Origin of the sequence: Bacillus sp. JJ783, assembly GCF_036963225.1 — a bacterium.
In the GTDB taxonomy this organism is placed as follows: domain Bacteria; phylum Bacillota; class Bacilli; order Bacillales; family Bacillaceae_G; genus Bacillus_A; species Bacillus_A cereus_U.
The window spans coordinates 1-1,848 of sequence record NZ_JBALMG010000266.1; the positions used below are offsets into that span (position 1 = coordinate 1).

The window sequence follows — 1,848 nt, forward strand, 5'->3', positions numbered from 1 at the left end:
TAGAAAAAAGTTTGATTAATAAAGTTCCACTAACATTGATTTTACTGCAAAAAAATCTTATTTTGAATAAAGTTGAACTGAACCCCGAAATTGTTAATTCACTATCGTCTAATAGGGGTCACCATACATGCCCATCAACTTAAGAAAAAGAAATGCCCCCAAAACGAAAAAATGAGCGGCTTCTCAGAATAACTATCTGTAGAGAAAGAAAATTTTAATTTAGGGGGATATGAAAATATTAGCTTGATGGTGATGTGATGCTATCCCACATCCATCAACTTAAGAATAGTAGGAACTCTTAATAATTTAAAACTATATTTAATATAAAATAATGGTATAATAGCAACCTCAATATTTATTGAATAGAACCTAACTGATACGCTATACTCTATTCCCTGAAGCCTTAATTTCAAAAATTAACCAGATAGAGAATATAATTTCTAAAGATATCATAACGATTGACACTATGACCGGACTAAAAATGATTCCTACTATCAAAGATGTTAAAGAAACAACTATAGCCATTACAAAGTATGCTTTAGATTTATATAGCCACCCAAAAGGTAATAAATGTGCTCCAAATATTATGGCTAATACCATAACCATTTTTTCAGGAACTGCTTGATAAATCCACATTGCAATTAAAATATATAGAAGTTGATTACAAGAAAATATTATTCCTAAAGTGTTTAACGGATTATCTTTAGTTGAAAATTCTGCTTTAATTAATTTAGATATTACAAAAGCAATTGGCAGAAGCGATGCAGTAAAACAAAATGTTAATAAATTCTTTGTTAATACCTCTTTTATCGGAAGTAACCATACGGTTAAGACAGAACTCCAAATAATTATTGAAGCAAGAATAAAATGTAACCCCCGTTTACCTCTTATAGCTATATTATCTCTTGATTTATCTAATTCCAAAAACTCATCTCCTTTTAATATCATTTAAATATGTTAATTATACATTATTACGATTGTTTTTGGAATTTTTTCCAACTCCCTACTTCCTTCTACAGGTAATTGATGACGTATAACGAAAAACATATATCGATATGACTCTTCAGCAAATAAAGACAATTCTTGCTTTTAACCTTAAGAATAGCCTAAATGCTTAAGGTGATGGATGTGTGATGCTATCCCATCGCCATCAAGCTAAAGAATCAAAATCCCCCCAAAACGAAAATTCTATCCATTGTTGTCTATTGATAATGATGCGTTATGTTCACTTTACATGTATAGAACATACATTTTTTATAAAAATTAAGACACTGGTACAAGAGACAGATTCTTTTTTACATTTAATATACTAAATGCAAAAAAGGAGCTTGATTATTTATGCCATCAAAAAATAGAAATTGTTTTAATCCTTGTGAATTTCCTTATTCATTATTTCCTTGTGCATTTCCTTGTGAATTTCCAGAGCCTATAAAACCAATAGACCCTACCAAATTTGATTATATCGTGATTGGTGCCGGAACTGCTGGAGGGGTAATCGCCAAAGAATTAACGGATGACAAAAGTACTTCTGTACTAGTGCTAGAAGCAGGAACAAATATGACGAATGAGCTAAGTAACCCTAGCGTTCTTGCCGCCATTAATACAACCCGAGGTAACAGGTTTAGCTTTAATGTTACTTCTGAACTAGAATCAACTATTGCACGTACACTTATTGCAACAAATGGTCGCGCCATAGGGGGAAGTTCAGAAATTAGTGACATGTACGCCGTACGTGGGAGTAAAGAGTTGTATAACCAGTGGGCAAGTCTTGTTGGTAATCAATGGAGTTACGACAAGATTAGCTCCTTATTTGTAAAAAATGAAACCTATACAGGATCGACACAAGAC

Annotated in this window: 2 protein-coding genes; one reads left to right on the top strand and one right to left on the bottom strand. The window is 32.1% G+C overall.

Translation table 11 applies throughout. The features are described 5' to 3' along the window. Positions 1-381: 381 nt before the first annotated feature. Positions 382-924: a DUF7010 family protein gene (locus V7038_RS29445; RefSeq protein WP_070157362.1), complete on the bottom strand. Its 543-nt coding sequence runs from the start codon at positions 922-924 to the stop codon at positions 382-384. A gap of 414 nt (positions 925-1,338) precedes the next feature. Between V7038_RS29445 and V7038_RS29450 the strand changes: the two genes are divergently transcribed. Next, positions 1,339-1,848 (top strand): GMC family oxidoreductase N-terminal domain-containing protein (locus V7038_RS29450; protein WP_335696093.1); only part of this gene is annotated, 510 nt, incomplete at its 3' end.